Origin of the sequence: Pseudoxanthomonas sp., assembly GCF_002863005.1 — a bacterium.
Lineage (GTDB): Bacteria > Pseudomonadota > Gammaproteobacteria > Xanthomonadales > Xanthomonadaceae > Pseudoxanthomonas_A.
Map to the genome: position 1 here is coordinate 93,259 of NZ_PKDG01000052.1, position 21,388 is coordinate 114,646.

The 21,388-nt window shown below is 68.2% G+C and carries 22 protein-coding genes; 11 read left to right on the forward strand and 11 right to left on the reverse strand.

The window, feature by feature from the left end:
- Positions 1-12 precede the first annotated feature (12 nt).
- Together CYU89_RS17740 and CYU89_RS17745 are read right to left on the reverse strand one after the other, a co-directional pair.
- Positions 13-486, reverse strand: a complete 474-nt coding sequence (locus CYU89_RS17740; RefSeq protein WP_296282863.1) for a GNAT family N-acetyltransferase — start codon at positions 484-486, stop codon at positions 13-15.
- Positions 487-878: 392 nt separating this feature from the next.
- Positions 879-1,778, reverse strand: a complete 900-nt coding sequence (locus tag CYU89_RS17745; protein WP_296282864.1) for a TIGR01777 family oxidoreductase — start codon at positions 1,776-1,778, stop codon at positions 879-881.
- A gap of 41 nt (positions 1,779-1,819) precedes the next feature.
- Here CYU89_RS17745 and CYU89_RS17750 point away from each other — a divergent pair, with 41 nt between their 5' ends.
- From CYU89_RS17750 to CYU89_RS17780, 7 genes are all read left to right on the forward strand, one after another.
- Entirely contained in the window at positions 1,820-2,590 is a 771-nt protein-coding gene (locus tag CYU89_RS17750; RefSeq protein WP_343125269.1) for an alpha/beta hydrolase, read from the forward strand.
- 37 nt (positions 2,591-2,627) lie between these two features.
- On the forward strand, positions 2,628-3,536 hold the full coding sequence (gene gnd / locus CYU89_RS17755; RefSeq protein ID WP_296282866.1) for a phosphogluconate dehydrogenase (NAD(+)-dependent, decarboxylating): 909 nt from the start codon (positions 2,628-2,630) through the stop codon (positions 3,534-3,536).
- Between the two features lie 57 nt (positions 3,537-3,593).
- Complete coding sequence (locus tag CYU89_RS17760; RefSeq protein ID WP_296282867.1) at positions 3,594-4,271, forward strand: type 1 glutamine amidotransferase domain-containing protein; 678 nt, start codon at positions 3,594-3,596, stop codon at positions 4,269-4,271.
- A 62-nt stretch (positions 4,272-4,333) separates the two neighbouring features.
- Positions 4,334-4,621, forward strand: a complete 288-nt coding sequence (locus CYU89_RS17765; RefSeq protein WP_296282868.1) for a DUF3247 family protein — start codon at positions 4,334-4,336, stop codon at positions 4,619-4,621.
- A complete protein-coding gene (locus tag CYU89_RS17770) occupies positions 4,621-4,815 on the forward strand; it encodes a CPXCG motif-containing cysteine-rich protein (protein ID WP_296282869.1) in 195 nt (64 codons plus the stop codon). The genes CYU89_RS17765 and CYU89_RS17770 overlap by 1 nt, the downstream gene beginning before the upstream one ends.
- 73 nt (positions 4,816-4,888) lie before the next feature.
- Positions 4,889-6,199: a sorbosone dehydrogenase family protein gene (locus CYU89_RS17775; RefSeq protein ID WP_343125270.1), complete on the forward strand. Its 1,311-nt coding sequence runs from the start codon at positions 4,889-4,891 to the stop codon at positions 6,197-6,199.
- A gap of 65 nt (positions 6,200-6,264) precedes the next feature.
- A complete protein-coding gene (locus CYU89_RS17780; protein WP_296282870.1) occupies positions 6,265-6,702 on the forward strand; it encodes a hypothetical protein in 438 nt (145 codons plus the stop codon).
- A gap of 279 nt (positions 6,703-6,981) precedes the next feature.
- On the opposite strand, the gene CYU89_RS17785 is transcribed toward CYU89_RS17780, so the two are convergent.
- Positions 6,982-8,829 (reverse strand): ABC transporter ATP-binding protein, encoded by a 1,848-nt coding sequence (locus CYU89_RS17785; RefSeq protein WP_296282871.1) that lies wholly within the window; start codon positions 8,827-8,829, stop codon positions 6,982-6,984.
- Between the two features lie 52 nt (positions 8,830-8,881).
- The gene (locus tag CYU89_RS17790) at positions 8,882-9,454 is read right to left on the reverse strand and encodes an NAD(P)H-dependent oxidoreductase (protein ID WP_296282872.1); all 573 of its coding nucleotides are present in this window, start codon (positions 9,452-9,454) and stop codon (positions 8,882-8,884) included.
- Positions 9,455-9,519: 65 nt separating this feature from the next.
- On the opposite strand from CYU89_RS17790, the gene soxR reads away from it, so the two are divergent.
- Entirely contained in the window at positions 9,520-9,984 is a 465-nt protein-coding gene (soxR, locus tag CYU89_RS17795) for a redox-sensitive transcriptional activator SoxR (RefSeq protein ID WP_296282873.1), read from the forward strand.
- A gap of 4 nt (positions 9,985-9,988) precedes the next feature.
- A complete protein-coding gene (locus CYU89_RS17800) occupies positions 9,989-10,579 on the forward strand; it encodes an HAD family hydrolase (RefSeq protein ID WP_296282874.1) in 591 nt (196 codons plus the stop codon).
- A 156-nt stretch (positions 10,580-10,735) separates the two neighbouring features.
- Here the strand turns inward: CYU89_RS17800 and CYU89_RS17805 are convergent, their stop codons facing one another.
- Positions 10,736-11,776, reverse strand: coding sequence for an oxidoreductase (locus tag CYU89_RS17805; protein WP_296282875.1), 1,041 nt, complete (start codon positions 11,774-11,776; stop codon positions 10,736-10,738).
- Positions 11,777-11,943: 167 nt separating this feature from the next.
- Here CYU89_RS17805 and CYU89_RS17810 point away from each other — a divergent pair, with 167 nt between their 5' ends.
- On the forward strand, positions 11,944-12,297 hold the full coding sequence (locus CYU89_RS17810) for a BON domain-containing protein (protein WP_296282876.1): 354 nt from the start codon (positions 11,944-11,946) through the stop codon (positions 12,295-12,297).
- A 171-nt stretch (positions 12,298-12,468) separates the two neighbouring features.
- Positions 12,469-12,963, forward strand: a complete 495-nt coding sequence (locus tag CYU89_RS17815; protein WP_296282902.1) for a lipocalin family protein — start codon at positions 12,469-12,471, stop codon at positions 12,961-12,963.
- Between the two features lie 128 nt (positions 12,964-13,091).
- Here CYU89_RS17815 and CYU89_RS17820 read toward each other — a convergent pair whose 3' ends face one another.
- From CYU89_RS17820 to CYU89_RS17845, 6 genes are all read right to left on the reverse strand, one after another.
- On the reverse strand, positions 13,092-13,610 hold the full coding sequence (locus CYU89_RS17820; RefSeq protein WP_296282877.1) for an acyloxyacyl hydrolase: 519 nt from the start codon (positions 13,608-13,610) through the stop codon (positions 13,092-13,094).
- A 149-nt stretch (positions 13,611-13,759) separates the two neighbouring features.
- Positions 13,760-15,175: an efflux transporter outer membrane subunit gene (locus CYU89_RS17825; RefSeq protein WP_296282878.1), complete on the reverse strand. Its 1,416-nt coding sequence runs from the start codon at positions 15,173-15,175 to the stop codon at positions 13,760-13,762.
- On the reverse strand, positions 15,169-15,918 hold the full coding sequence (locus tag CYU89_RS17830; protein WP_296282879.1) for an SDR family oxidoreductase: 750 nt from the start codon (positions 15,916-15,918) through the stop codon (positions 15,169-15,171). The genes CYU89_RS17825 and CYU89_RS17830 overlap by 7 nt, the downstream gene beginning before the upstream one ends.
- Positions 15,919-15,948: 30 nt before the next feature.
- The gene (locus CYU89_RS17835) at positions 15,949-19,119 is read right to left on the reverse strand and encodes a multidrug efflux RND transporter permease subunit (protein WP_296282880.1); all 3,171 of its coding nucleotides are present in this window, start codon (positions 19,117-19,119) and stop codon (positions 15,949-15,951) included.
- A 139-nt stretch (positions 19,120-19,258) separates the two neighbouring features.
- Complete coding sequence (locus CYU89_RS17840; protein WP_296282881.1) at positions 19,259-20,464, reverse strand: efflux RND transporter periplasmic adaptor subunit; 1,206 nt, start codon at positions 20,462-20,464, stop codon at positions 19,259-19,261.
- A 126-nt stretch (positions 20,465-20,590) separates the two neighbouring features.
- Positions 20,591-21,388, reverse strand: coding sequence for an SDR family oxidoreductase (locus CYU89_RS17845; protein WP_296282903.1), 798 nt, complete (start codon positions 21,386-21,388; stop codon positions 20,591-20,593).

Sequence of the window (21,388 nt, forward strand, 5' to 3'; positions counted from 1 at the left end):
GCGGTGGTGTCATCACGGCGGCAGCCGCTTTTCCATCCGGTAGTTGTGGATGTCCACGCCTGCCAGCACCCGATCATTCCGGCCGAGAAGGGTGAAACCCTGGCGTTCGAACAGGGGGCGGGCGAGTTCGCTGGCTTCGACGAACAGGCGGTGCAGGCCAAGATCGCGCGCCTGTGTTTCGAGGGCGGTGTACAGCAGGGTGCCGAGGTGCAGCCCTTCCGCATCCGGTGCGACGTACAGCATGTCCAGGTGGCCGTCGGTTTCCAGTTCGGCAAAGCCGAGCACGGTGCCGGCCTGATCCTGTGCGACCACCACGATGCGGCCGTCGCTGCAGCGTGCTGCCGTGCGCGCGCTGTCGGCGGTGGCCGCCCATGCGTCGACCTGTTCGGGCGTGTACGCGCGGGGTCCGTAGTGCCGCACTGAACGGACGTAGAGGTCGGTCAGTGCGGTCGCGTCGGCGGGTTGGTAGCGACGGAGCATGGGCATGCGATGGGGTGCTGAGGGCGCTTGTTGGCCGCCATTCTGCCTGCCTCTACTCACACATGGCCCGACGCAAGCGCTGAAAAGGTCCGCTCTTCTCTCACTAAGGGTGTCGCGAGGACGAAAGAGGTCCGTTCTTCTCTCACTAAGGGTGTTGCGAGGACCGAAGAGGTCCGTTCTTCTCTCACTAAGGGTGTCGCGAGGACCAGAGAGGTCCGTTCTTCTCTCACTAAGGGTGTCGTGAGGACCAAAGAGGCCCGTTCTTCTCTCACTAAGGATGTCGCGAGAACCAAAAAGGCCCGTTCTTCTCTCACTAAGGATGTCGCGAGGACCAGAGAGGCCCGTTCTTCTCTCACCAAGCCTGTCGCGAGCGCCGGAAAGCCTCGCGCATCCCGTGATCAGTCGACCGGGTCATGCAGCAGGTCGTCCAGCGCTGCGTCCAGCGTCGGAAACCGGAACGTGAATCCTTCGGCCAGCGCGTGTGCGGGCAGCACGCGTTGGCCGGTCAGCAGCAGCTGCGACATTTCGCCGAATCCCGCCTTCAGCGCGAACGCCGGGGTCGGCAACAGGGCGGGGCGATGGAGCGCCTTGCCCAGGGTGCGGGCGAAGTCGCGGTTGGTCACCGGCTCGGGTGCGGTGCCGTTGTAGGCACCGCCGGTCTGGTCGCGTTCCAGCAGCCATCGGATCATGCCGACCAGATCGTCGCGATGGATCCAGCTCATCCACTGCCGGCCGTCGCCCATCGGTCCACCGACGCCCAGCCGGAAAGGCGGCAGCATCTTCGCCAGGGCGCCGCCGTCGGTGCCGAGCACGATGCCGGTTCGCACGCGGCAGGTGCGTACGTCCAGACCTTCGGCCTGCATGGCCTCGGTTTCCCAGTCGCGGCACAGGTGGGCCGCGAAGTCGTCGCCCGGGGTGGCCGACTCGTCCAGCGCTTCATCGCCGCGCGGGCCGTAGTAGCCGATGGCCGAACCCGACACCAGCACGCGCGGTCGTACCGACTGGCGCGCCATCCAGGCGATCAGGCTGCGCGTGGTGTCGAGGCGGGACGCGCGGAAGATGGCCTTGCGCGTCGCATTCCAGCGGCCGGCCATCAGCGGTTCGCCGGCCAGGTTGACCACCGCTTCCACGTCGCGCGCGTCTTCCAGCGTGGCCAGCGTCCGCACCGGTGCCGGCAGTGTGCCGCGCGCACGGGCGGGGTCGCGGGTGAGCACGCTCAGAGTGTGGCCGGCCTGCAGCAGCCGGGCACAGAGCGCCTGGCCGATGAAGCCGGTACCGCCGGTGATCAGAACATGCATGCGCGGTCTCGCGGGGAATCCGGGGCAGCATACGCAGGGGCGTGTGTTGCGGATGTGGAACGGACCGTGGAGGGCGGGCGACGGTCCTGCCCGGGCGTGGTCACTACACTAGGCACATGTCACCGCTCCCCCTGCTCCTGCTGCCCGGTCTGCTGTGCGACGCGCGCCTGTGGCGCGACCCCGCCGAGGCGCTGGCCGACATCGCCCCGGTGCACCAGGCCGACCTGACCCGGGACGACAGCGTGGCCGGCATGGCCGCCCGCGTGCTGGCGACCGCGCCGCCCGTGTTCGCGCTGGCGGCGTTGTCGATGGGGGGCTACGTGGCGTTCGAGATCCTGCGGCAGGCACCGGAGCGCGTCGCGCGGCTGGCGCTGCTGGACACCAGTGCGCGGCTGGATCCCCCCAAGCGCCGGCTGGTGCGCCAGGCCGGGCTGGCGCTGGCGGAGGCCGGGCGCTTCGCCGGCGTCACCCGCAAGCTGCTGCCGCAGCTGGTGCACGAAAGCCGCGTGGACAGCGACGTGGGCGAGGACGTGATGGCGATGGCGCAGCGCGTCGGGCGCGAGGCCTTCCTGCGCCAGCAGCGTGCCATCCTCGACCGCCCCGATTCGGAACCGCTGCTGCCCACCATCGCCGTGCCCACCCTGCTCGGCGTGGGCGAGGACGATCGCATGACGCTGCCGGAGGAAACCCGGCTGATGCATGCGCGCATTCCCGGCGCACGCCTGCACGTGTTCCCGCGCTGCGGCCACCTGCCGCCGATGGAAGTGCCTCAGGACACCACGGCCGTGCTGCGCGAGTGGCTGACGGCATGACCCCTTTCTTTCCTTCTGCAGATACCCGGGAGTACACATGGAACTGGCGATGATCGGACTCGGGCGCATGGGCGCCAACATGGCCGAACGGCTGGTGCGCGGCGGCCATGCCGTGCGCGGCTACGATCCGGGCGAGGCGGCCCGCCAGCAGGCCGAAGCGCGCGGCATCGTGCCGCATGCCAGCCTGCAGAACGCCGTGGCGGCGCTGCCTTCGCCGCGCGTGGTGTGGCTGATGGTGCCCGCCGGACAGGTGGTGGACGACACGCTGGCGCAGCTGCGCCCGCTGCTCGGCGCGGGCGACGTCGTCATCGACGGTGGCAACTCCTACTACAAGGACAGCCAGCGCCGCGCGCTGGAACTCGGCGCCGCCGGCATCCACTACCTCGATTGCGGCACCAGCGGCGGCGTGTGGGGGCTGGCCGAAGGCTACAGCCTGATGATCGGCGGAGACGTGGATGCCGCGCATGCGCTGGCGCCGGTATTCGCCACGCTCGCGCCCACGCCGCAGACCGGCTGGGGACGGGTGGGGCCGAGCGGCGCGGGCCACTTCGCCAAGATGATCCACAACGGCATCGAATACGGAATGATGCAGGCCTACGCCGAAGGCTTCGCCATCCTCGAGAAGAAGGAGGCGATGGACTTCGACCTGGCGGGACTGGCGGAAATCTGGCGGCACGGCAGCGTGGTGCGCTCGTGGCTGCTCGACCTGACCGCCGATGCCCTGAAGAAGAATCCGGCGATGGACGGCATCGCCCCGTATGTGGCGGACTCCGGCGAGGGCCGCTGGACGGTGGCAGAGGCGATCGACCTGGACGTGTCCGCGCCGGTGATCACGATGTCGCTGCTGGAGCGCCTGCGCTCGCGCGAACACGACGCCTATGCCGACAAGCTGCTGTCGGCGATGCGCAACGAGTTCGGCGGCCATGCCGTGAAGAAGGCGGACTGATCACCCGGTCTTATCGCATCCGGCGCTAGCCTGTGCGCCCGATTGCAGGAGATGCCGATGAAGATCCTGATGGTGCTGACCTCGCACGACCGCCTGGGCGAGACCGGGCAGAAGACTGGCTTCTGGCTGGAGGAATTCGCCGCGCCGTACTACGTGTTCAAGGAAGCCGGTGCCGACATCGTGCTGGCCTCGCCGAAGGGCGGCCAGCCGCCGCTGGACCCGAAGAGCGATGCCCCCGACGCGCAGACGGCTGCCACCGTGCGCTTCAACGAAGATGCCGAGGCGCTCTCGGCGCTGGCCAACACTCGGCCATTGAAGGACGTGGTGGACGCGGAATTCGACGCGGTGTTCTACCCCGGCGGACACGGCCCGATGTGGGACCTCGCCGAGGATGCGGATTCCATCCGCCTGATCGAACAGACCTTCTCGGCCGGCAAGCCGGTGGCGGCGGTGTGCCACGGCCCCGCCGTGTTCCGCCACCCGCGTGGCGCCCTGGGCGAGCCGCTGGTGAAGGACAAGCGCGTGACCGGGTTTTCCGATGAAGAGGAAGCGGCGGTCGGCTTGACCGACATCGTGCCGTTCTCGCTGGAAGACGCGTTGAAGCGGAACGGGGCCCGCTATGAGCGCGGGGCAGTGTGGCAGTCGTACGTGGTGACCGATGGCCGGCTGGTGACGGGGCAGAACCCCGCTTCGTCGGAAGCAGCGGCCCACGAGGTGCTGCGGCTGCTGCGCTGACGCCATTCACGGCGCCTTACTCCGGAAGGACTAGGGTGCGTCACCGATCGCAGGAGCACGACATGACGGATGGGCCAGGGCACCTCTACACGCAGCAGGCCGACATCGCGCGCATGGAGGCGCTGATAGGCCAACTGCCGGACGAAGCAAGGGTGGAGATCGTGCTCACCGATGGCGGCACGATCACCGGCGTGGTGCCTGCGCGTCCGACGGTGCAGGTCTTCCGCGACGCGCAGGGCGGGGAGGGATTCAACGCGGTCGTCCGCATCGAGGACCACACGCGGCCCGACGTCACCCACTACCTGTGGCTGGACCGCATCGCGTCGGTCACCGCATTGGGATCGGCCTGATGCCGCACCTGCCCGCCTTCGACATCGACTGCCCTTACTGCGGCGAGACCATCACGCTGGTGGTGGACGATTCGGGCGGCGACCAGCAGTACATCGAAGACTGCCATGTGTGCTGCAAGCCGATCGAGGTGCGCGTGCGTGTCGACGATGACGGCGCGGTCGAGGTCGATGCGTGGGGGCAGGACGACGCCTGAGCCGGCAGGCAGGTTGACGCCGCGTTCGCACCGGCGCGCCTAGGCTCGCCGCTTCCTCCCGGGAGTGCGTGCGATGACGATGATCCGCTGCCTGTTGCCGTGGTTGCTGCTGGGCTGCCTGTCGTGTTCCAGCCATGCGCAGGCGCCCAGCGAGACCGGGCCGCAGCCCGCCTTGCCCGCACCGTCGCAGCGCTGGATTCCCACCGTCAACGTGGCGCCCGCCGTGGGTTGGCCGGAGGGGACCGCCCCCACGCCGGCCCCTGGCCTGCGGGTCACCGCCTTCGCCCGCGGACTGGACCATCCGCGCTGGCTGTACGTGTTGCCGAACGGCGACGTGCTGGTCGCCGAAACGAACGCGCCACCGAAGCCGGCCGAAAAGAAAGGGCTGCGCACCTGGTTCATGAAACGCACGATGAAGAAGGCCGGCGCCGCCGTGCCCAGCGCCAATCGCATCACGCTGCTGCGGGACGCGGACAGGGACGGCATGGCGGAGGTGCGTGACGTATTCCTCGCCAACCTGATGTCGCCGTTCGGCATGTCGCTGGTCGACGGCCGCCTGTACATCGCCAATGCCGATGCCATCGTCAGCGTGCCGTATCGCAACGGACAGACCCGCAGTGACGCCACGCCGGTGAAACTGGTCGACCTGCCGGGTGGCCCGCTCAACCATCACTGGACCAAGAGCTTGCTGGCCAGCGCGGACGGCAGGTTCCTCTATGTCGGTGTCGGGTCCAACAGCAATGTCGGCGAGAACGGCATGGACATGGAGGTCGACCGTGCGGCGGTGCTGCAGGTGGAGATCGCGACCGGCGCGCGCCGCGTGTTCGCGGGTGGCCTGCGCAATCCGGTCGGACTGGCATGGGAACCGCAGACCGGTGCGCTGTGGACCGTGGTCAACGAGCGGGACGAACTCGGCGACGCACTGGTGCCCGACTACCTGACTTCGGTGCGCGAAGGCGCGTTCTACGGGTGGCCGTACAGCTACTACGGCCAGCATGTGGATACGCGCGTCGAACCGCCGCGTCCGGATCTGGTGGCGCGCGCCATCGCGCCGGACTATGCACTGGGGGCGCATGTCGCGGCGCTCGGGCTGGCCTTCCATGACGGCGCGGGCTGGCCGGCGGCGCTGCAGGGTGGCGCCTTCATCGGCGAGCACGGATCCTGGAACCGGCGCGATCCCGCCGGCTACACGCTGGTGTTCGTGCGCTTTGCCGATGGCCGTCCGCAGGGGATGCCGGTGGACGTGCTGACCGGCTTCCTCGACGCCGACGGCAACGCGCGTGGACGGCCGGTGGGCGTGGCGGTGGACGCGCGCAATGGCGTGCTGCTGGCCGATGACGTGGGCAATGTCGTGTGGCGGGTAGCGCCGACCGGCGGACCGTAACGGCGGTATCGCATGTCCCGGCGCTATGCTCATCCCCGGTTCCGACAACGACCCTGGGGAGGGCAATGATGACGACGACAGCGACGAAGCGCTCGGTGGGTTACTGGATTGTCGCGGTGTTCGCGCTGGTCTGGAATCTGATCGGCGTGGCCATGTGGTACCTGCAGGTCAGCATGACGCCTGAACAACTGGCGGCGATGCCGGAGACGCAGCGGCAGGTGTACGAGGGCACGCCCGGCTGGATCAACATCGTGTTCGCGGTGGCGGTACTCGGTGGCGTGCTGGGTGCGCTGGGGCTGCTGATGAAGAAGCGCTGGGCGGGCACCATGTTCCTGTTGTCGCTGATCGCGCTGCTGGTGCAGATGATCGGTGCCTACGTGGTGACGCCGGCATGGGCCGCGTATGGTCCCGTCGGACTGGTGATGCCGGTGGTGCTACTGCTGATCGCGCTGTTCCTGCTGTGGTACGCCAACAAGGCGAAGGCGCGCGGCTGGTTGTCCTGAGCGTCGCTGGATAAAGAAAAAGCCGCCGGGAAACCGGCGGCTTTTTTGTTCCCTTCTCCCCGCGCGGCGGGGAGAAGGTGGCCGGAGGCCGGATGAGGGGCGCGCGCGATGACGGACCGGGAAAGCACTGCGCTTTGGCATGGCGACGTCGGAGGGTGCGATGCCGCGTCGATGCCACTGGCTTCGTCGCCCCTCACCCGCCTTCGGCACCCTCTCCCCGTTTCACGGGGAGAGGGGGATGTGATCGCCTTCCCGTTGCACCAGGTGAGGGATGAAGCATTACGCCTCGACGTCTTCCAGATCCACGCCGATGAAGCCTCCGGACTGCCGGCGCCACAACGCCGCGTACAAGCCGTCCTGTTGCAGCAATTCCTCGTGGCTGCCGCTTTCGATCACCCGGCCGCCATCCATCACGATCAACCGGTCGAGCACGGCGATGGTGGACAGGCGGTGCGCGATGGCGATGACGGTCTTGCCTTCCATCAGGGCGTAGAGCTGTTCCTGGATGGCGGCCTCGACTTCCGAATCCAGCGCGGAGGTCGCTTCGTCCAGCACCAGGATCGGCGCGTCCTTCAGCAGCACGCGCGCGATCGCCACGCGCTGGCGCTGGCCGCCGGAGAGCTTCACGCCGCGCTCGCCCACCTGGGTGTCGTAGCCGCTGCGGCCCTTGGCATCGGTGAGCCCGCGGATGAATTCGTCGGCGTGCGCGCGCTCGGAGGCCTGCAGCAGTTCCTCCTCGGTGGCGTCCGGGCGGCCGTAGCGGATGTTGTCGCGGATCGAGCGGTGCAGCAGCGAGGTGTCCTGGGTGACCATGCCGATGTTCCGGCGCAGCGATTCCTGGGTGACATGCGCCACGTCCTGGCCGTCGATCAGGATGCGGCCGCCTTCCACGTCGTAGAAGCGCAGCAACAGGTTCACCAGCGTCGACTTGCCGGCACCGGAGCGGCCGACGATGCCGACCTTCTCGCCGGGCTTGATGACCAGCGACAGGTCGTCGATCACCTTGGCCTCGCGGCCGTAGTGGAACGTCACGTGATCGAAGCGGATCTCGCCATGCGCGACGTCCAGGTCCTTCGCGTCCTTGGTGTCGGCGATGGCCAGCGGCTGCGCCAGCGTGCCCATGCCGTCCTCGACCGTGCCGATGTTCTCGAACAGCCCGGCCACTTCCCACAGGATCCAGTCAGACATCGAGCGGATGCGCATCACCAGGGCGATGGCCACCGCGATCGCGCCCATCGAGATCGACGACTGCAGCCAGGCCCAGATCGCCACACCGGCCACGCTCGCCAGCAGGAACGCGTTGAGCGTGTGCAGGCTGACGGTCAGCTGGGTGACCAGCCGCATCTGCGCGTGCACGGTGACCATGAACTCGTCCATGGCGCCGCGGGCGTAGTCCTGCTCGCGCATGGTGTGGGCGAACAGCTTGATGGTCTGGATGTTGGTATAGCTGTCGACGATGCGGCCGGTCATCTGCGCGCGCGCGTCCGACTGCGCCATCGATACCTTCTGCAGGCGCGGCACGAAGTGGAACACCAGCAGCAGGTAGCTGACCAGCCAGACCACCAGCGGCAGCACCAGCCACACATCGGCCTGCGCCACCAGCACTACGGTGCCGACGAAGTAGACGACGACGTAGACGAACACGTCCATCAGCTTCATCACCGTCTCGCGGATCGACAGCGCGGTCTGCATGACCTTCTGCGAAATGCGGCCGGCGAACTCGTCCTGGAAGAAGCCCACGCTCTGCCGCAGCAGGTAACGGTGCGACAGCCAGCGGGCGATCATCGGGTAGTTGCCGAAGATGGTCTGGTGGATGATCAGCGACTGCACCAGCACCAGCAGCGGGTAGGCCACCAGCACCAGCACGCCCATCCACAGCAGCTTCTGGCCATGCACCTGCAGGAAGCTGTCGCGGCCGGTGCTGCCCATCCAGTCGACCAGCTGGCCCATGTAGTCGAAGAAGGTGATCTCCAGTGCGGAGATCACGCCGGTCAGCACCGACATGGCGATCAGCCACGGCAGCAGCGGCCGCGAATAGTGCAGCAGGAACGGCAGCAGCTTCCGTGGCGGCGTGCTCGGCTCGCCCTTCGGATACGGATTGATGCGGGTTTCGAAGAATCGGAACATCGGGTCGGTCCATCGTGGGCGCGCATCGGCGCGCCGGGGAAAACGTACCGGCTCAGCCGGCGGGATAGGGCCAGGCCGCGCGCGCCTGGCGGAGCGCGTGGCCGTACCAGGCGAGCTGGTCCAGCATGCGGCGTGCGGCGCGTTCGCTGGCGTCGCCGTCGCGCGGCCTGCCTCCGGTGTCGAAGCGGTCCCACGCCTGGGTGAAATACACGCCATCGCGGACCGGCACCGCATGCAGGCCGGAGAACACCTGCCGCAGCTGTTCCGCCGCGCGGACGCCGCCGCTGTGGCCCCCATAGGCGACGAACGCGACCGGTTTGGCCTGCCAGTGGGCCTGGACCGAATCGATCACGAACTTCAACGCGGATGGATAGCCGTGATTGTACTCCGGCACCACCACCACGAAGGCGTCGGCGCGCCAGACGCGTTGTTGCAGATTCACCAGGTCGGCACTCGGTGCGCCGCCGTGGCGGTGCGGAAGATCGAGCAGGGCAGGATCGATGGCGTCGACGGTGTAGTCGCGCCGCAGGGCCAGCTGTGTGCGCAACCAGTCGGCGACGGTGTCGCAGAAGCGGCCTTCGCGCGTGCTGCCGTACAGCAGGGCCAGATGAAGCGGATCTTGCATCGTGACGGTTGCCAAGCGAGGGAGCGGCAGGTTAGAACCTCAACCATTCTTGAGGTCAATCTGCCATGCCTGGAAAGCAGCATCCGCCCATCGAAACGGAACTCACCGTCGGCCAGGTGGCCGCGCGCGCGGGCGTCGCGGTGTCCACGCTGCACTTCTACGAGGCGAAGGGGCTGATCCAAAGCTGGCGCAATGCCGGCAACCAGCGCCGCTATCCGCGCGACGTGCTGCGCCGCGTGGCCGTCATCAAGGTGGCGCAGCGCACCGGCATTCCGCTGGCGGAGATCCAGGCCGCGCTGTCGTCGCTGCCGGAGACCCGCACGCCGAACGCCGCCGACTGGAAGAAACTCTCCGCGCGCTGGCACGCCGCGCTCGATGCGCGCATCGCCAGCCTCACCCGCCTGCGCGACCAGCTCGACGGCTGCATCGGCTGCGGCTGTCTGTCGTTGAAGGCCTGCCCGCTGCGCAATCCATGGGACGAACTGGGCGAGGACGGACCCGGGGCGCGGTTGCTGGAAGCGGAGGGCTGACGCAATGGATCTGGCCCTTTTCGACTTCGACGGCACGCTGACCACGCGCGAGACGTTTCCGGATTTCATGCGCTACGCCGTCGCGCGGCCACGACTGCTGGTCGGCGGCGTGCTGCTGGCGCCGGTGGTGTTCGGCTACCGGCGCGGTTGGGTGGCCGGCAATCCGACCCGCGCCAGCATCGTGCAGGTGGGATTGCGCGGGGTGGACGCCTCGCGCCTGCGTGCGCAGGGCGACGCCTTCGCGCGCGAGGTGCTGCCGGACGTGCTGCGTCCGGAGGCGATGGCGCGACTGGCGTGGCACCGCGAGCGCGGCGATCGCATCATCGTGGTGTCGGGTGGGCTGGATGTCTATCTCGCGCCGTGGTGCGCCACGCAGGGCGTCGAACTGCTGTGTTCGGTGCTGGCCGAACGCGATGGGCGCATCACCGGCTATGCCGGGGCGCAATGCGTCGGCGAGGAGAAGGTGCGGCGCGTGCGCGCGCTGTGCGACCCGCAGGCCTACGCCGCCATCCACGCCTACGGCGATACGCATGAAGACAACGCCATGCTGGCGATGGCGCATCACCGGACCTATCGCGGGCAGGCGGTGGCCTGAGGGCTCTGCTTTTTTGTAGGAGCGACGTGAGTCGCGACCGCAAACCTCGCATGTCGTTGCCTTTTCTCCGTGCGAACCACCTGCGCATGCATTTTGATCGTTCCACAGAGCGGCGGGCGTGCGGTCGCGACTGACGTCGCTCCTACAGAGAAGCGGTCAGTCCACGGGAAGGCTGCGCCGTTCCTCACTGCTCCGCACGCCCAGCTCGATCAGCCGCATGACATCCAGCGCCTGCTGCGGCGTTACCGGCGGTGCGGTGCCCTGCAGGACGGCATCGCGGAACGCGGCGTAGTAGCGGCGATAGTCGCCGGCCTCGGGATGGGCGACTTCCGCGATGAGCCGTCCGTCGCGCTCACGCACGAGTTCGCCCGCACGCGTGTCCACGCCCCAGCCCGGCGCGCCGGGTACCACGCCCGCGCGCAGCTGGTCTTCCTGCACGTCCAGGCCGTGCTTGAGGTAGCTGCCGCGCGTGCCATGCACGGCGAAGCGCAGGCCGTTGCCGGCCACCAGCGTGCCCGCATGCAGGTGCACGCGCAGCGTCGGGTAGCGCAGCGTCGCGTGGACGTAATCCGGCGCTTGCGCGCCATCGCGCAGCCGGGCGATGTCGACGCAGATCGCTTCCGGCATGCCGAACAGCTGGAGGGCCTGGTCGATCAGGTGCGGCCCCAGGTCGTACCAGAGGCCGCCGCCGGGCGCGTCGTGTTCGCGCCAGCGGTCCTGCACGACGGGCCGGAAACGGTCGAAGTGCGAATGGAATTCCGCGATGCGGCCAAGCGTGCCGTCGCCGACCAGGCGCTGCACGGTCAGGAAGTCCGCGTCCCAGCGCCGGTTCTGGAACACGCTGACGACGCGGCCGGCGCGCGATGCAGCCGCTACCACGTCGTGCGCTTCGTGCAGCGTGATCGTGAAGGGCTTGTCCACCACCACGTGCTTGCCTTCGCCCAGGGCAGCCATCGCGAGCGGCGCATGCGACGCGTTGGGCGATGCGATCACCACCACGTCCACTGCCGGATCGGCAAAGGCCATCAGCGGGTCTGCCACGACAACCGCATCGGGCCAGTCGCGATGCACCTTGGTGGCGTCGCGCGATACCACGGCATGCAGCCGCAGACCGGGTGTGGCGTGGATCAGCGGTGCATGAAAGACCTTGCCGACGAAGCCGTACCCGACAAGCGCCACATTCAGATGAGTGCCCATGCGCGATGCTCCCGTGTCTGCGCGCATGGTAAGCGAAGGTGAGCGTTGACCTCACGTGCACGAGCATGAACCCCCCGCAACACCTTTCCGGATCCGCGTGCGTTTTTCACGCGTGTTGTACGGGATGGCGCCGACACTGCGACCGCACCACGACCAAGGAGACGATCATGACCCATGCACGAACCCGCTCGATGTTGGCCGCCGCGCTGTCCGCCGCCCTGCTGTTCTCCGCGGCGCAGGCCATGGCCGACAACCCGCCGAATGAGCCGGAAGAGAACACCAAGAACGATTCCAACCAGCCGGTGACCGACACCTGGATCACCACCAAGGTGAAGGCCGATCTGCTGGCAACCGAGAACGTGTCGGGCCTGGACATCAAGGTCGAGACCGTCGACGGCACCGTGATGCTGTCCGGCGCTGTCGCCAGCCAGGCGCAGAAGGACAAGGCGATCGCCGTTGCCAAGCAGATCAAGGGCGTGAAGAAGGTCGACGCCAGTGGCCTGACCCTGGCTGCGAAGTAATCCCTTTCCGCACGACTGGTGTGGCACGAAGCGGGTGCATCCCAGCGAAGGATGCATCCGCTTCTCTATATGTGCCGTAAGCCGCTCTCATTTCCCACGACAGGGGACATCCGCATGACACATCGCTCCCTGGCCGCGCGCGCAGCGCTGGCCCTGTGCCTGGCCGCCGGCATGACCGCCGCGCACGCCGCTGAACCCGTCACCTCGGTGCCGCACCTCGACATCGCCCGCTATGCGGGTCAATGGCACGAGATCGCACACCTGCCCATGTTCTTCCAGCGCCAGTGCGTGGGCGACATTACCGCGCGTTACGGCGTCGAGAAGGCCGGCACCATCAGCGTGGTGAACGCATGCCGCACGAAGGACGGCAGCATGGACCAGTCGACCGGGGAGGCACGTCCGGTCGAGGGCCATCCCGGCAGGCTGGAGGTGCGCTTCGCGCCCGGATGGCTGTCGTGGCTGCCCATGGTGTGGGCCGACTACTGGGTGATCGCGCTCGATCCGGACTACCAGTGGGCGATGGTCGGCGAACCGGACCGCAAGTACCTATGGATCCTGTCGCGCGGGCCGTCGATGGACCGTACTCAGTTCGAACAGCTCAAGGCGAAAGCCGAGGCCATGGGGTACGACCTGTCGCCGCTGATCGTGGCGGCGCCGCTGAAGTAGGTCGCATCGAGGCGGGGGCGGCATTTGTGGGAGCGACGTAAGTCGCGATTGGTCGCGCCGGAAGGATGGGTGATACGTGCGTCTCGCGATCGCGACTTACGTCGCTCCCACAGCTGGCTCCGTGGCCCTCAGAACCGCTGCGTGTAGCGGAACTGCAGGAAGTTCTCGCCCGGGTTCGGATTCCTGATCCGGCCGTTGGAGAAATGCTGGAAGCGCAGCGACCACTCGTGCTGCTGGTCGGCGCCGAAGCGCTTGCCGATCGCGATGTGGTCGCCGAAGTTGAAGGTGGTGCTGAATTCCTTCTTCCGCGTGTCGTACTTGGGGAAGATGACGTTGACGCCGATGCCGCCTTCGACGAACCAGCCGTGGTCCCATCCGTTCGGGCGCCAGCGCAGGGCCGGGGTCACGCCCAGTTGCGTGCTGTTCTGGCTGTCGCTGTGCCAGCGCGCGGCTTCGCCCTGCCACTGGCCACTGATGTGGCCGTAGCGGTACTGCTTCTCCCAGCGCCAATCGCGGCTCATGCCGACCGTCAGCGATTGTGCGTCCTCGGCCATACCGCCCTGCACGTACCACGCGCTGCGCGGCTCGGCCGCGAAGGCCGGTGCCACGGGCAGCGCCAGCAGCGCGGCGAGCGCCAGCCGGCGCACGGACAGTGGGAGGAGGGAGGGGGCGGGCGAAGCAGGGTGCGGGACGCGACGATGCGGAACGGACACGGATGACACTCGGAGGGGGATAGGGGGCCGCGCCGGGGGCGCGGCGTTCGCGTGATTATCGGAGAGGCGGCGTGACGGTCGGCTCAGGGCTGTGCGGCCAGGGCAGGCACGACGTCCTGTTCCCCCCAGCCGCCCAGCGACTTGTAGATGGCCACCACCCCGACGTTGACGCCGGCCTCGGCCTGCGCAAGCGCATCGTCCGCGGCGAGCTGCGTGCGCTGGGCATCCAGCAGCGTCAGGAAATCCGACGAGCCGGCACGATACCGGACTTCGGCCAGCTCCGCCGCACGGCGCGCGGCAACGGATTGTTCCAGCCTGAGTTTCAGCTGCGCCTGCTGCTTGGCGTAGGAGAGCAGGGCATTTTCCGTTTCCTCCAGCGCGCCCAGCACCGCCTTCTCGTACTGGGCCGCCACGCCGTCCGCCTGTGCTTCGCTCGCGCGCAACCGCGCACGCACGCTGCCCATGTCGAACGCAGCCCAGCTGATCGATGGCGTGACCTGCCACGCGCGGTTGTCGCCGTTGACCAGGTTGCCCCAGCCCCCGGACAGGAAGCCGATGAAGCCACGCAGGCTGACCCGCGGGAACAGATCCGCCGTGGCGACGCCGACGCGTGCGGTCGCGGCCGCCAGGCGACGCTCCGCCGCGCGCACGTCCGGTCGCTGGCGCAACAACTCGGTGGTGTCGCCGATCGGCAGGGCCTTGGCGAAGGCCGGTGCGGGACGCGGCGCAAGCAGGGCATCCAGCTCGCCGGGGCGCTTGCCCGCCAGTACGGCCAACCGGTGGCGCGACTGGCCCTCGACGGCTTCCAGCAGGGGGACATCGGCTTCGACCGCGCGCACGCGGGCCAGGCTGCTCTGTACTTCCAGCTGGCTGCCGGCGCCCAGGTCGAAGCGCGACTCGGTCAGGCGCTGCGTTTCTCCCAGCGTCTTCAGGATGCGACGCGCCACGTCCAGTCGCTGCTGCGTGCCGCGCAACTCGAAATAGTTGCGCGCCACTTCCGCGGCCACCGTCACCTGCATCGCCTGCAGGTCGTTGCGCTGCGCCTGCAGGTCCGCATGCGCGGCCTCGGCGCTGCGGCGCACGCGGCCGAACAGGTCCAGTTCCCAGGCCGCATCGAAGCCGGCCGAGTAGCTGTCGGTCTCCACGCGGCCCTGGCCTTCCACCGGCTGCTTGGTGCGGGTGCCTTCGACGCCCATCGTGACGTGCGGCGCGAGGTCCAGGCGGCGTTCGGAGAACACCGCGCGGGCCTCGTTGACACGGGAAACCGCGATGCGCACGTCAAGGTTGGCGATCAGCGCTTCGCGCACCAGCTGGTCGAGCACCGGATCGTCGAACTGGCTCCACCACGTGGCGACCGGATGGTCGGCCACGTAGTCGACGGCGCCCGCCTGCTGCAGCGCCGCGGGTGCCGTCTGCGGGGCCACGTAGTCCGGACCCACGGTGACGCAACCGGCCAGCACCACCGATGCGACGGCGATGACGAGCGGACGGATCACCATGGCAGCATCTGGTCGAAGTAGTAATAGCCACCGGTCGGGCCGTCGTTGCCGATCAGCGCGAGTTGCACGCTGGTGCGCGCCCCGTCCGGCACGGACAGCTCGCCATTCTGCTGGTCGCCGGACTTGTTCATTTCGGTCTGCACGTAACCCGGATGGATGGTGTTGACCTTGATGCCGGTGTCCTTCAGTTCGTGCGCCAGGTGGATGGTCCACGCGTTGACCGCGCTCTTGGAGACGTTGTACGCCGGCACGCCCTTGAACTCGTAGATGAAGGACCCGGGGTTCTGGTGCTCGGACAGCGAGCCCAGCAGGCTGGACACGTTGACGATGCGGCCCGCATCGGACTTGCGCAGCAACGGCAGGAACGCCTGCGTGGTTTCGATCAGGCCGAACACGTTGGTGTCGAACGTGGTGCGCCACGTGGCCAGCGACTGGCCGGAGACGCCCAGGGTGGCGTCGTCGACCAGGATGCCGGCGTTGTTGACCAGGATGTCGAGCTTGCCGTGGCGCTGCTCGACCTCCTTGACGGCGGACGCGATGCTGGCCGCGTCGGTGACGTCGAGCGCGATGGCCTCGACCGGCAGGCCCTGCGACTGCAGTTCCAGCGCCGCTTCGACGGCCTTGTCGCGGTTGCGGCCGGCAAGGATCGTGTGCACGCCGGCTTCGGCCAGCTGACGGACGGTTTCACGGCCGATGCCGCGGGTGGCGCCGGTGACCAGCGCGATCTTGGAAGACGTGTTCATGGTGTGACCTCGTTGGGTGGGGGAATTCAATCAGTGATGTGTCGTCGCCGTGTCGGCGACGGGGGCGTGGGACACCAGTGGGCGGTTGGCGAGCTTGCGCAGGGCCACGTAGAACACCGGGGTCAGGAACAGACCGAACAGGGTGACGCCGACCATGCCGGCGAAGACCGTGATGCCCGTGATCGAGCGCACCTCGGCGCCGGCGCCACTGGACAATACCAGCGGGACGGTGCCGGCGATGAAGGCCACCGACGTCATCACGATCGGGCGCAGGCGCAGGCGGCTGGCTTCCAGGGCCGCTTCGACGATGCCGCGTCCCTGCATTTCGAGTTCGCGGGCGAACTCCACGATCAGGATCGCGTTCTTGCACGCCAGGCCCATCAGCACCACCAGGCCCACCTGCACGAACACGTTGTTGTCGCCACCGGCCAGCCACACGCCGAACAGGGCGGACAGCAGCGTCATCGGCACGATCAGGATCACAGCCAGCGGCAGCGTCCAGCTTTCGTACAGCGCGGCCAGCACCAGGAAGGCCAACAGCACGGCCAGCGGGAACACCACCAGCGCCGCGCCACCCTGCGTCATCTGCTGGTAGCTGAGATCGCTCCAGCCGATGCCCATGCCGGTCGGCAGCACTTGCTGGGCCAGCTCGGTAACCTTGGCCATCGCTTCGCCCGACGACAGCACGCGCGGGTCGGCGTCGCCCAGCAGGTCGGCGGCCGGATAGCCGTTGAAACGGATCACCGGGTCCGGGCCATAGGTCTGCTTGACGCTGACCATGCTGCCGATTGGCACCATTTCACCGTTGGCGTTGCGCGTGCGCAGGTTGGCGATGTCCTCGACGTTGTCGCGGAACGGACCATCGGCCTGTGCGATCACCTGCCACGTGCGGCCGAACATGTTGAAGTCGTTGACGTAGGCCGAACCCAGGTAGGTCTGCAGCGTGTCGAACAACTCGGTCAACGGCACGCCCTGCGCCTTCGCCTTCACGCGGTCGACGTCGGCATCCAGCTGCGGCACGTTGGCCTGGTAGCTGCTGATCGGGAAGCCCAGGCCCGGCGTCTGCGATGCCGCTCCCTGGAACGCCTGGACGGCATTCTGCAGTTCGCCGTAACCCAGCCGCGTACGGTCCTCGATGAAGAGCGACCAGCCGGAGCCGTTGCCCAGGCCCTGGATGGGCGGCGGCATGAAGGCGAAGGTGAAGCCTTCCTGGATGGTCGAAAACTTCTGGTTGAGTTCGGCGGTGATCTCCTCGGCCGAACGCGAGCGTTCATTGAAGGGGTCGAGGGTGAAGAAGATCACGCCATTGTTGGGCGTGTTGGTGAACTGCAGCGGGTTGAGGCCCGGGAACGCGATCTCGCTGGCGACGCCGTCGACCTCGTTGGCGAGGGCCGCCATCTTCTTCAGCACGGTATCGGTGCGTTCGATCGAGGCGCCTTCCGGCATCTTCACGCCGGCGATCACGTACAGCTTGTCCTGGACCGGGATGAAGCCTGCCGGTACCGCCTTGAACATCACGCCCGCACCGACCAGCAGCACGGCGTAGACCAGGAACACGGCGCCGCGACGGCCGAGGCTGCGGGAGACTGCGCCCTCGTAACGTTCCGAGCTGCGGTTGAAGAAACGGTTGAACGGACGGAACAGCCAGCCGAACAGGCGGTCGATCAGTCGCGACGGGCCATCCTTCGGCGCGTGGTGCGACTTCAGCAGCTTGGCGGCCAGCGCCGGCGACAGGGTCAGCGAGTTGATCGCCGAGATCACCGTGGAGATGGCGATGGTGACGGCGAACTGCTTGTAGAACTGGCCGGTGACGCCGGTCAGGAAGGCCATCGGCACGAACACCGCACACAGCACCAGCGCGATGGCGATGATCGGGCCGGAGACTTCCTTCATCGCCAGGTGGGCCGCTTCCAGCGGCGTGGCGCCGAGTTCGATGTGGCGCTCGACGTTCTCCACCACCACGATGGCGTCGTCCACCACGATGCCGATGGCCAGCACCAGGCCGAACAGGGTCAGCGTATTGATCGAGTAGCCCAGCACATACAGCACCGCGAACGTACCGACCACCGACACCGGCACCGCCAGCAGCGGGATGATCGACGCACGCCAGGTCTGCAAGAACAGGATCACCACCAGCACCACCAGCAGGGTGGCTTCCAGCAGGGTCATGACCACCGACTTGATGGAGTCGCGGACGAAGATGGTGGTGTCGTAGATCGACTGGATCTCGACGCCCGGCGGCAACGTCGGGCGGATCTCGTCCATCTTGGCGACCACCGCGTCGCGGATTTCCAGCGCGTTGGCACCGGGGGCCTGGAAGATGCCGATCGCCGAGGCGTTCTTGCCGTCCAAGCGCGCGCGCAGCGTGTAGTCGCCGGCGGCCAGCTCGATGCGGGCCACGTCGGCCAGGCGCACGATCTCGCCATCCGTGCCGCTCTTCAGCACGATGTTGCCGAATTCCTCGACGGTTTCCAGGCGGCCCTTGGCATTGATCGGCAGCAGGAAGTCGCTGCCGTTCGGCATCGGCTCGGCGCCGAGCTGGCCGGCCGACACCTGCACGTTCTGCTCGCGGACGGCGCGCAGCACGTCGCCGGCGGTCATGCCGCGTGCGGCCACCTTGTCCGGGTCCAGCCACAGGCGCATCGCGTAGTCGCCGCCACCGAACTGCTGCGCATCGCCGACGCCCTGGATGCGCGCCAGCTCATCCTTGACGTGCAGGCGCATGTAGTTGCGCAGGTACAGCGAATCGTACTTGCCGTCCTTCGAGGTCAGGTGCACGACCATCAGGAACACGGGCGACTGCTTCTGGGTGGTGACGCCTTGCCGACGCACGTCCTCGGGCAGGCGCGCCTGCGCCTGGGCCACGCGGTTCTGCACGCGCACGGCGGCCTCGTCCGGATCGGTGCCCGGCTTGAAGGTCACGGTCAGCGAGAGCACGCCGTCGGAGCCGGCGACGGACTTGATGTACATCATGTCCTCGACGCCGTTGATCGCTTCCTCGAGCGGCGTGGCGACGGTCTCGGCGATGACCTTGGGGTTGGCGCCCGGATACACCGTGCGCACGACGACCGACGGCGGCACCACTTCGGGGTACTCGCCGATCGGCAGCAGCGGAATCGAGATCAGGCCGGCGGCGAAGATCACGATCGACAGCACGGCGGCGAAGATCGGCCGGTCGATGAAGAAACGGGAGAAGTCCATGGGTGGATTTCCTGGAAATGAAGATGCAAGGGGCTGGCCACCGCCGAGGGGCGGTGGTCGGAAACGGCGGTTCGACGCGGCATGTCAGCGGATCCGCGCACCCGTGGGCGACCCGGATCCGCCTGCGCGGGTGATGCGGTTACTTCATGGCCACGGTCGTGGCGGGCGCCTGCGCTGCGCCCATCGCCACCGCCTTGGCCTGCACCGGCATGCCGGGGAAGAAAACCTTCTGCACGCCGCTGACGATCACCTTGTCGCCGGCGGCCAGGCCCTGTTCGACGATGCGCAGGCCATCGGCCATGCGGCCGATCTTCACGTCGCGGCGCTGCGCCTTGCCTTCCTTGTCGACCACGTAGACGTACTTGCGGTCCTGGTCGGTCAGGACGGCCTTGTCGTCGACCAGCGCGGCCTTGAACTCGCCGCTGCCGAGCAGGCGAACGCGGGCGTACAGGCCCGGCGTGAACGTGCGGTCGGCATTGTCGAGCAGCGCGCGGGCGCGGATGGTGCCTGTGCTGCGGTCGACCTGGTTGTCGAGGAAGTCGACCACGCCCGCATGCGGGAAGTCGGTTTCGTCGGCCAGCGCCACCTGCACCGGCACCTTGCCGTCGCGCTCGCTGGGACGTTCGCCCTTGCGGGCCATCTCGGCATAGCGAAGGAAGGCGCGTTCGTCGGCATCGAAGTGCACGTGCACCTTGTCCAGTGAAACGACCGTGGTCAGCACGCTGGCGGCGTCGCCCGCGCTGACCAGGTTGCCGGCGGTGACCAGCGCGCGGCCGGCGCGACCATCGATGGGAGCGCGCACCTGGGTCCATTCCAGATTGAGCCGGGCGCTTTCCACGGCAGCCTGGGCGGCGGCGACGTTCGCCTGTGCCTGGTCGGCATTTGCGCGGCGCTGCTCGTACTCTTCGGTCGACAACGCCTGCACGTCGGCCAGGCGCTTGGCGCGCGCCGCTTCGCTGCGGCCGAGGTCGGCCTGGGTGCGGGCGCGTGCGAGTTCGGCCTGCGCGCGCGCCAGTTCGGCGCGATAACTGCGCGCGTCGATGGTGAAGAGTACGTCGCCCTTCTTCACTTCCTGGCCTTCGGTGTAGTTGACGCGGTCGATGTACCCCGAGACGCGCGGGCGCAGGTCGACGTGTTCGATGGCTTCGACGCGGCCGCTGAATTCGTCCCACTGGCTGATCGACTTGACCGGGACGGCCGCCACGCTGACCTCTGGCGGTGGCGGCGCGCCCTGTTCGGCGGCCTGGCCACTGCAACCGGCCAGCACGGCGAGGGCGAGGGCACTGAAGGCGGCGAGCGCGAGCAGGCGCTGCGTACGCGTAGAAGAAGGGGAAGGCGTGTTCATGGGTGGTGGTCTCTTTGGGGGAGAGGAGGAATCGGGCGGGAAGGGTGCGACCTGAAGTCAGGTTGAGGTCAAGCGTGGATCGGGGTCGGCATGGCAGGGACGGGCGAGGGCTCGATGGCGTGACGCTCAGGCGGAGGCGCGGCCATTGCGTGGAGCGCCGGCCACCGCCCACAGCGCGTCTTCGAAGTCGCGCGCGAGCGTCTGCGCCGGCGGCTTCGCGTCCTGCGCGGACCAGGTGACGATGGACTGCGTGGCACGCCCGCCACGCGCCAACAGCGCGACGGCACTGCGTCCGACCGCCAGCGCATCCGGCCATTCCGCGCAGGCGTTGATCGCGTTCTCCGGCGTGCACACCGGCTTGTCGACCGACAGCAGCTGCACGCGTACGCCCAGGGTCTGCGCTTCCTCATGCAGCACCTGGGTCAGCATGCGCACCGCCGCACCGGTCACCGAGGCGTGGCCGTAGCCGGACCAGCCGCGCTCCGCGTAGGGACCGCCGATCAGCACGTAGTTCGCGGCGGTCTGGCTTTCGGAGAGCAGCGGAATCAGGTGGCGGGCGGCGGCCAGGTGCGGGATGAGATCGGCCTCCAGCTTCTCCAGCAGGAACGACGCCGGACGGTCGAGCAGGCGCCCGCTCTGCAGCGGCGTGCCCATGCTCGCGAACACGGCGCGCAGGGGGCGGCCACGTTCGCGTATTTCGTCGGCCAGGCGCGCGGCGCCGCGATCGTCGTGCACGCAGGGCGAATACAGCAGCTGCAGTCCCGGCTCGTCCTCGAAGTGCTCGGCCAGCGCGCTCATGCGCGGGCCTTCGCGGCCCACCGCCAGCACCGGGCTGCCGGCCTCCAGCAACGCGCCGACCACGCCGAAGCCGACGTTGCCGCTGGCGCCCATCACGAGCGCGCCCGGGGTCAGCGTGTCCGTCAT

What these genes read in the sequence shown, in the direction of transcription:
- CYU89_RS17740 (WP_296282863.1), bottom strand. Translation starts at nt 486, where the DNA reads ATGCCCATGCTCCGTCGCTACCAACCCGCCGACGCGACCGCACTGACC.
- CYU89_RS17745 (WP_296282864.1), bottom strand. Translation starts at nt 1,778, where the DNA reads ATGCATGTTCTGATCACCGGCGGTACCGGCTTCATCGGCCAGGCGCTC.
- gnd (WP_296282866.1), top strand. Translation starts at nt 2,628, where the DNA reads ATGGAACTGGCGATGATCGGACTCGGGCGCATGGGCGCCAACATGGCC.
- CYU89_RS17760 (WP_296282867.1), top strand. Translation starts at nt 3,594, where the DNA reads ATGAAGATCCTGATGGTGCTGACCTCGCACGACCGCCTGGGCGAGACC.
- CYU89_RS17765 (WP_296282868.1), top strand. Translation starts at nt 4,334, where the DNA reads ATGACGGATGGGCCAGGGCACCTCTACACGCAGCAGGCCGACATCGCG.
- CYU89_RS17770 (WP_296282869.1), top strand. Translation starts at nt 4,621, where the DNA reads ATGCCGCACCTGCCCGCCTTCGACATCGACTGCCCTTACTGCGGCGAG.
- CYU89_RS17775 (WP_343125270.1), top strand. Translation starts at nt 4,889, where the DNA reads ATGACGATGATCCGCTGCCTGTTGCCGTGGTTGCTGCTGGGCTGCCTG.
- CYU89_RS17780 (WP_296282870.1), top strand. Translation starts at nt 6,265, where the DNA reads ATGATGACGACGACAGCGACGAAGCGCTCGGTGGGTTACTGGATTGTC.
- CYU89_RS17785 (WP_296282871.1), bottom strand. Translation starts at nt 8,829, where the DNA reads ATGTTCCGATTCTTCGAAACCCGCATCAATCCGTATCCGAAGGGCGAG.
- CYU89_RS17790 (WP_296282872.1), bottom strand. Translation starts at nt 9,454, where the DNA reads ATGCAAGATCCGCTTCATCTGGCCCTGCTGTACGGCAGCACGCGCGAA.
- soxR (WP_296282873.1), top strand. Translation starts at nt 9,520, where the DNA reads ATGCCTGGAAAGCAGCATCCGCCCATCGAAACGGAACTCACCGTCGGC.
- CYU89_RS17800 (WP_296282874.1), top strand. Translation starts at nt 9,989, where the DNA reads ATGGATCTGGCCCTTTTCGACTTCGACGGCACGCTGACCACGCGCGAG.
- CYU89_RS17805 (WP_296282875.1), bottom strand. Translation starts at nt 11,776, where the DNA reads ATGGGCACTCATCTGAATGTGGCGCTTGTCGGGTACGGCTTCGTCGGC.
- CYU89_RS17810 (WP_296282876.1), top strand. Translation starts at nt 11,944, where the DNA reads ATGACCCATGCACGAACCCGCTCGATGTTGGCCGCCGCGCTGTCCGCC.
- CYU89_RS17815 (WP_296282902.1), top strand. Translation starts at nt 12,469, where the DNA reads ATGACCGCCGCGCACGCCGCTGAACCCGTCACCTCGGTGCCGCACCTC.
- CYU89_RS17825 (WP_296282878.1), bottom strand. Translation starts at nt 15,175, where the DNA reads ATGGTGATCCGTCCGCTCGTCATCGCCGTCGCATCGGTGGTGCTGGCC.
- CYU89_RS17830 (WP_296282879.1), bottom strand. Translation starts at nt 15,918, where the DNA reads ATGAACACGTCTTCCAAGATCGCGCTGGTCACCGGCGCCACCCGCGGC.
- CYU89_RS17835 (WP_296282880.1), bottom strand. Translation starts at nt 19,119, where the DNA reads ATGGACTTCTCCCGTTTCTTCATCGACCGGCCGATCTTCGCCGCCGTG.
- CYU89_RS17840 (WP_296282881.1), bottom strand. Translation starts at nt 20,464, where the DNA reads ATGAACACGCCTTCCCCTTCTTCTACGCGTACGCAGCGCCTGCTCGCG.
- CYU89_RS17845 (WP_296282903.1), bottom strand. Translation starts at nt 21,388, where the DNA reads ATGACGGACACGCTGACCCCGGGCGCGCTCGTGATGGGCGCCAGCGGC.